Below are 6,750 nucleotides of genomic sequence, written 5' to 3'. Positions count from 1 at the left end.
GGCCGCCGTACTTCACCATCTCATCCATAACCTGGTTGAGCGGTTCCGGGTACGTAGCGGCGGAAGCGGCCGGGGCGCCGGCTACAGCCAGGGAGGTAGCAGCGGCCAGAGCAACGAGGGTACGACGAATCTTCATGGAAATACCCTCTTGTTGTGAGGAATCGGACGGGGATGAAGAGGGGCAGGCACACACAAGATGTAACCTGGCTAACACTGTAACGCCACTGTACATATCTCGCACGATGAAAAGGTGTGCGATCCTGCCCGCGACATGAATGTCCACACCGCTTACTAGAGTGATGGGCATGGCAAAAAAGGTTCGTCCCGTCCACACGTGCTCCGAATGCGGCTTCGTCTCCCCCAAGTGGCTCGGCCGCTGCCCCGAGTGCGGTTCATGGGGAACGTTGCAGGAAACCGCGGCGTCAGAAAGCAGCACCGCGGCCCAGGCCGCTGTATCTGGGCGCCGACCAACCGGCCTAACGCCGACGAGCCCAGCGGTTCCGATTACGAAGGTGGGCGCTGCCGCCACGAAGGCCCTCAACACTGGCATCGGGGAGCTCGACCGGGTTCTTGGCCGCGGCATCGTTCCCGGTTCGGTGGTGCTCATGGCGGGTGAGCCGGGAGTCGGAAAATCTACTCTGTTATTGGAGGTCGCCTCCCGCTGGGCACAGCTGGGCCGCACCGCCCTCTATGCCACGGCCGAGGAATCCGCCGGGCAGGTCCGCGCCCGAGCCGAGCGCACTGGGGCCTTGCACGAGACGCTCTACCTCGCGGCCGAATCGAATTTGGATGTCGTCTTTGGTCACGTCGAGCAGCTCAAGCCCAGCCTCCTCATCGTGGACTCCGTCCAAACCATGCACGCAGCCGGGGTGGAGGGCGTAGCCGGTGGCGTGGCACAGTCGCGTGCGGTGACCGCAGCCCTGACCACGCTGGCCAAAACCACCGGAATCCCCATCCTCCTCGTCGGACACGTGACCAAGGACGGCAACGTCGCTGGCCCGCGCGTGCTCGAGCACCTCGTGGACGTCGTGTTGAACTTTGAAGGTGACCGCCAATCCTCCCTGCGTCTGCTCCGGGGACTCAAGAACCGCTTCGGCGCCACCGATGAGATGGGCTGTTTTGAGCAAACCGCCGCTGGCATCCGGGAGGTGGCGGACCCTTCCGGCCTCTTCCTCTCCCACCGCGGCAGCACCCCAGACGGCTCGGCGGTGACCGTCGCCATGGATGGTGTGCGCCCCATCCTGGCCGAGGTGCAGGCGCTGACCGTCGACCCCGTGGCGAAGAACCCGCGGCGCGTGGTCACGGGGCTCGATGCCAACCGTGTCCCGATGGTGCTCGCCGTACTGCAGGCCCGGGCCGGTGAACGCACCAACGACAAAGACGCTTACGTGGCCACGGTGGGCGGCATGAAGATCCAAGAGCCGGCGACGGATCTCGCCGTAGCGCTCGCCACGTGGTCTTCCTTGCACGAGCAGCCGCTACCACCGAAGACGGTGGTCATCGGTGAGGTGGGCCTGGCCGGCGAAGTTCGCCGCGTACCGAACCTGGACCGCCGCTTGGCAGAAGCGTCCCGCTTGGGTTACCGCTACGCCATCGTCCCTCCCGGAAAGGTGGAGGTCGGCGGTAGCATGCAGGTGCGCCAAGCCGCAACGCTGAGCGAGGCGATTGCAGCGCTTAAAGCAAGTTGAACGGCAACGCTGGGGAGTAGTTTTCCCCGATGACGGTATGCAGGAAGTAAGCGCCTGGCTCGGCTTCCTCGCGCTCGGTGCACTTGCCCGGCTCGGAACGCTTGCGGGACCAATCCGCCTGGAAGTAGCGCGTCTCACCGGACTTGAAAGTCTGCTTGCCGGTTTCCACTGAGGCATAGCAATCGGTATCGGACCACACGCGTTCGTTGGAGCCCATCTTGTAAACCTCGAAACGCAGCTGCTCTTCATCGAGATCGATAGAGCAGTCCTCCGTCGTCGGGTTGAATACCTCCAAGTAGAAGGTTGGCATCTTACCGGCGGGGACGCTGTCCTCGTTGGTCTTGGCCATCACTTTAAGGTCCTGGAGGGTACACGTTGTCTTGGATGGATCAACGGTGAGCTCAGCTGGCTTTTCCTCGGAGGTCGGTTCTTCTTTATCCGCCTCCCCCGCCTCGGGCTCGGTGGATTCCTCAGACGCGGTGGACTCGGTCGTCTCCACCGCCGAGGTTGCATCCTCCGACGGAGTCAGAGTGCCCGACGCCGCCGCCTGCTGCGACTCGGCTCCCGGGTCCTCCTTCGAACCGCTAAAGAGCGCGGTGGCAGCCCAAATAAGGATAACCACGAGTACCAGAATCGCCACGAGCGCGGCGATTCGGCGACGCAGGTAAATCTCTCGCGGCAGCTGCTTCGGGGTACGGGATGGCTCAGTCACAGCTCTTAGTTTAAGGGGACTCGAGCTCAACCCGGGCCAGCCCGGGGCCGCGTGTCTTGAGCAGCGACTTCTATGCGCTTAGTCCCCGCTCAGTGCCCGGACCAGTCGGCGAGCCTAGTGAACGCCGTGCAGGACGACGGTCTCCACGCTGGAATCCTCCAGGAGGTAGCGCAGGCCGACGATGCCGAGCGTTCCGGCGTCGAGAAGCCGGCGTGCAGCCGGGATGTCAGAGATGATCTGGGAAACCACCTGCGCGGTGTTTTCGCGCTCGAAGTCAGCGCGGTCTTCGCGGCCATCGCGCTTGGCCACCATCGAGGCCGCGGCAACTTGCTCGATGATTGGGCGTTGCAGGCCCGTGGGCAATTCGCCACCATCCAGGAAGTCCTTAGCCGCGCCCACTGCACCGCAGGACTGATGCCCCATGACAACGAGCAGGTTGGCGTGGAGGTTTTCTAGGGCATAATCCAGCGAGGCCATCACCGCGCTGTCCAAAATGTGGCCCGCGGTGCGGATGACGAAAGCATCGCCGAAACCAATGTTGAACACGTGCTCGATCGGCGCTCGGGAGTCCGAGCAGGCCAACACGATGACGCGCGGATCCTGGCCCTGGGTCAAGCCAGCGCGCAGCTTCGCATCCTGGTTGACGGCAATGAGGTTGCCCGTTACGAGGCGTTGATTACCTTGCTGAAGGGCTTCCCACACTTTCTGTGGATTTTGAGGAACTTTTGCTAGAGGCATGTTTCTCAGCTTAGTCCTCAGAGCCCTACACTGAGGTGCCTATGGATACCCAAGCTGTCGTGGAATGGTTCGATGCTCATGAGCGCCCCCTGCCGTGGCGCCGGCCGGGTACCTCGGCGTGGGGTGTGCTCTTAAGCGAGGTCATGAGCCAGCAAACCCCCGTCGCACGCGTAGCCCCGCAGTGGGAGGAGTGGATGCGCCGCTGGCCCACCCCACAGGACCTCGCGGCGGCCTCCAAAGCGGATGTCCTGCGCGCGTGGGGCAAGCTGGGCTACCCGCGCCGCGCACTGCGCTTATGGGAATGCGCGAAGGAGATTGGTGAAGGGCCGGTCCCGGGGGACGTCGACAAGCTCTTGGCGCTACCGGGGATCGGTGAGTACACCGCGCGCGCCGTGGCCTGTTTCCATTTTGGCCACAACGTTCCGGTGGTGGATACCAACGTCCGCCGCGTCTACGCCCGCGCCGAGGAGGGTCGCTTCCTTGCCCCGACTCCCGCGAAACGCGAATTGGCACAGGTAGAAGCCTTGCTTCCGGACGAGAACGGTCCGCGTTTTTCGGCCGCACTCATGGAACTCGGCGCACTGGTGTGCACGGCGAAGAACCCCGACTGTGCTGCCTGCCCCATCAAGTCCACGTGCGCTTGGCAGCTTGCGGGCTGTCCGGAGCCCAGCGAAGAAGAGACCGCGCGGGCCAAGAAGCGCGTGCAAAAGTTCACCGGCACGGACCGGCAAGTGCGAGGGCTGCTTCTCGACGTCCTCCGCGGCTCACCCCACCCAGTTACCCAAGCCGACCTGGATGCGGTATGGCCGGATACAGCACAGCGTTCACGCGCACAGGCCTCACTGCTCGAGGATGGGTTGATGGATGTCAACGACGAGGGTTTGTTCCACCTGCCGCACTAGGCACATATGACACGATGCAGCCTGGGGTGGGTGGTCATTAGCGCCAGCGTCCCCGGAAATTCAGGCCGCCGGGCAGGTTGACCCACATGCCGCCGCGGGAGTTAAACGTCACGGGGCCGACCTTCGTCGACATCGAGGCACCAGAGCCGGAGAGGTTGATCCAGCTGTTCTTTCCGGTCTTCTTGCGCTTGCGATAATAGATTCCCATGCGTGCCAGCTTAGCGCGGATGCGAACCACGACGCCGCAGGCTACTCTGAGCTTTGTGCGAATAAAATCCCTGTTAACAGTGCTAACGACCACCGCTGCCCTGATTCTGGCATCGCCCGCCGCCCACGCGGTGGAGCCGGGCAGCGTCCAATCGGCGTCACCGATAGACCAACCCGGCGTTAAGGCCACTGTTATCTCTTATTCCTCCACCCTCATGAATGGCGCCCCCACCACGGTGACCGGCATGGTCTACGAGCCCTTAGCACCATGGACCGGACCAGGCGAGCGACCCACCATCGTCTACGCTCCAGGAACTCGCGGGGCGGGCGACCAGTGCGCGCCTTCCCGAGCCCACTTCGCCGCCGACGGCAACCGGCTTGACCAGCGCTATGAAGCTGCGGCCGCGCGCGTCTATAACTACGCGGCCTCCCAAGGCGTGCGCGTGGTAGTCACGGACTACATCGGGCTCGGAACCCCCGGGCACCATTCTTATGTCAACAACGTCGAGGAGGCTCACGCGGTTCTTGACGCCGCCCGCGCCGCGCTCCGGCTCGCCGGTGCTCCCTCCGATTCCCCCGTGGGATTTGTCGGCTATTCCCAAGGCGGCGGTGCAGCTGCCGCTGCAGGCGAATACGCCGCTAGCTACGCCCCCGAGCTCAACGTCAAGGGAACCTTCGCTGGCGCACCGCCAGCGGACCTCTTCGAGGTGATGCAGGCGGTCGACGGCTCAGCCCTCGTTCACGTGTTGGGCTACGCCATCAATGGTTTTGCGGAGCGCAGCCCAGAGTTCTCCCGGGAGATCATCGGTGAGATGAATCCGCGCGGCCACAAATTCCTCGCCGACGCCGCCACCTTTTGCTTGCGCGAATCGATGTCTACCTGGGGAAATGTTCGAACCAGTGAGCTGACCACGAGCGGCGAATCCTTCGCCGAGCTCCTGCGCCGCAAGCCGGTGGCCTCCCGCATGCTGCACGAGCAGCGCCTCGGCCAGCGTGCTCTCAATGCCCCGATGATGGTGGTCAACTCCCCGACCGATGACATCATCCCCTACCAGCAAGCGCGCCGCATGGCCGACGACTTCTGCGCAGCAGGTGGCACCGTCTACTTTGAGGACGCCCGGGCGGTCAACGTGAGCCCGGGCTCGGGCACCAACCACGCCGCGCCCACGGTCCGCTCGGTCCTGCAGGGCACGAACTACCTCATCGACCGCTTCCGCGACGTCCCCGCACCGTCAAACTGCCAAGCTTCCTAAGTCCTAGTGCAGACCGTCCAGGGATGAAAATGGCTCCTCGGCGGCAATGTCGTGCAGGGGCACGCGCACCCAAGGTGAATCACTGTGTGCGAGCAACTCGGTGAGCCGTTGCGATTGGTCCTTCATCGCAGCGGCAACGTCGGGCTCACCGTCGCTTGCCCAGATCATTCGTCCCCACCAGAAACTTGCGGCTACGTCAGCCCACGACACAAAGTAGCGCTGCAGGGCCGCCACGGCCTTATCTGAAATCTGAAGAAACTCTTCCGGAGAGAGCCATCCCAGCTCCGTTGCCGGACCACCAACGCTGTGAATTCGGATTATGTCCCATGCGCGCGTAGTGGTGGGTAGTGCCGGAGCCGCTGCTTTGGCAAAGTTTTCGGAGCGCAGCATCCGTACGAGGTAGCGGAACTTATGTTCCCCACGACGCGGATCCACACCTTGGACAACAAAGAAGTCTTTGAGGAACTCGACCCTTTCCTCCACTTCCGCATCTAGCTCGCGCTCGGGGATGTCCTTCACGGCGTATGCGAGCGGCAAAAGCAAGTCATTTTCTAGGTGCTGATCACCCTCGAGTAGGGCATCGATAACCTGATGCGCTTCCTGGGCACCGGTGACCCCCCAGTTTTGCTCGAGAGATGCTTTGTAGTACTTGGCCGCCCTTGCGTTGATGTTCTCAACCCCTAGCGGGGTCGCAAACGCCCTATTGCTCTTGTACGTCATTCCCCACGAGTGGCGGCGCACTTCATCTTTGCTCGGCGCCGGTTCCGGCCACGGGAACTTTGTAAGGCGGTAGATCCAAGTATCATCAAACTTTGCTGGCGTGAACGTAGGACTCATACCGTCACAAAGTACCGAGGTTCCTAGCGTGCATCCGTGACACCCCTTCTATCACCCCTTTGCTAGGGGGCGCTCTTCGGCATGATTCAGCGCATCCAGTCATTATTTTTGATGTGTTGTTAGTCTCGTGTGCATGACAGGACCCCAAATTGCATTGACAGACCGGCCAGATCTCGGCGCTGCACTTAAACGTGCTGGCGATTCCGAGATTGTGCACGCTGCCGCAGTAGCCGTTGTGGAAGGCCTTGGCGTCGACGAGATTGTCTTGGAAGCCGCCGCTACGAAAGCAAGCGGGGTGGATGGCGCCGCGTTTGTCACCAACCGTAGGATCCTCGTGACCGCCAACAAAAAGGATCCCTCTCATTTTGAGTTCCTAGAGCTCGACAATCTCGGTAACGTCATCGTTCTGCCCT

At 62.6% G+C, this 6,750-nt stretch carries 7 protein-coding genes and 1 pseudogene; 4 read left to right on the top strand and 4 right to left on the bottom strand.

Annotated elements, in window-relative coordinates; all coding sequences use genetic code 11:
* The first annotated feature begins 305 nt into the window (after positions 1-305).
* Positions 306-1,688, top strand: a complete 1,383-nt coding sequence (gene radA, locus RDN59_RS10705) for a DNA repair protein RadA (protein ID WP_308607824.1) — start codon at positions 306-308, stop codon at positions 1,686-1,688.
* Here radA and RDN59_RS10700 read toward each other — a convergent pair.
* Both RDN59_RS10700 and RDN59_RS10695 read right to left on the bottom strand, forming a co-directional pair.
* Positions 1,675-2,400, bottom strand: a complete 726-nt coding sequence (locus RDN59_RS10700) for a hypothetical protein (protein WP_308607823.1) — start codon at positions 2,398-2,400, stop codon at positions 1,675-1,677. The genes radA and RDN59_RS10700 overlap by 14 nt on opposite strands.
* A gap of 114 nt (positions 2,401-2,514) precedes the next feature.
* Positions 2,515-3,138, bottom strand: a complete 624-nt coding sequence (locus RDN59_RS10695; RefSeq protein WP_070562329.1) for a carbonic anhydrase — start codon at positions 3,136-3,138, stop codon at positions 2,515-2,517.
* 41 nt (positions 3,139-3,179) lie between these two features.
* Here RDN59_RS10695 and RDN59_RS10690 point away from each other — a divergent pair, with 41 nt between their 5' ends.
* Positions 3,180-4,040: an A/G-specific adenine glycosylase gene (locus RDN59_RS10690; protein WP_308607822.1), complete on the top strand. Its 861-nt coding sequence runs from the start codon at positions 3,180-3,182 to the stop codon at positions 4,038-4,040.
* 37 nt (positions 4,041-4,077) lie between these two features.
* Here RDN59_RS10690 and RDN59_RS10685 read toward each other — a convergent pair whose 3' ends face one another.
* Positions 4,078-4,248, bottom strand: a complete 171-nt coding sequence (locus RDN59_RS10685; protein WP_080975064.1) for a DUF4236 domain-containing protein — start codon at positions 4,246-4,248, stop codon at positions 4,078-4,080.
* A gap of 79 nt (positions 4,249-4,327) precedes the next feature.
* On the opposite strand from RDN59_RS10685, the gene RDN59_RS10680 reads away from it, so the two are divergent.
* Positions 4,328-5,500, top strand: coding sequence for a lipase family protein (locus RDN59_RS10680; RefSeq protein WP_308607821.1), 1,173 nt, complete (start codon positions 4,328-4,330; stop codon positions 5,498-5,500).
* Positions 5,501-5,503: 3 nt separating this feature from the next.
* Here the strand turns inward: RDN59_RS10680 and RDN59_RS10675 are convergent, their stop codons facing one another.
* On the bottom strand, positions 5,504-6,337 hold the full coding sequence (locus RDN59_RS10675) for a DUF1266 domain-containing protein (RefSeq protein ID WP_308607820.1): 834 nt from the start codon (positions 6,335-6,337) through the stop codon (positions 5,504-5,506).
* 133 nt (positions 6,338-6,470) lie between these two features.
* Between RDN59_RS10675 and RDN59_RS10670 the strand changes: the two are divergent.
* Positions 6,471-6,750, top strand: a pseudogene (locus RDN59_RS10670) (hypothetical protein); the annotation flags it as partial.

The sequence above is a fragment of the uncultured Corynebacterium sp. genome, from assembly GCF_902489365.1.
In the GTDB taxonomy this organism is placed as follows: domain Bacteria; phylum Actinomycetota; class Actinomycetes; order Mycobacteriales; family Mycobacteriaceae; genus Corynebacterium.
The sequence above is the reverse complement of the archived record's forward strand: the minus strand, read 5'-3'. Positions and strand labels throughout refer to the sequence as shown.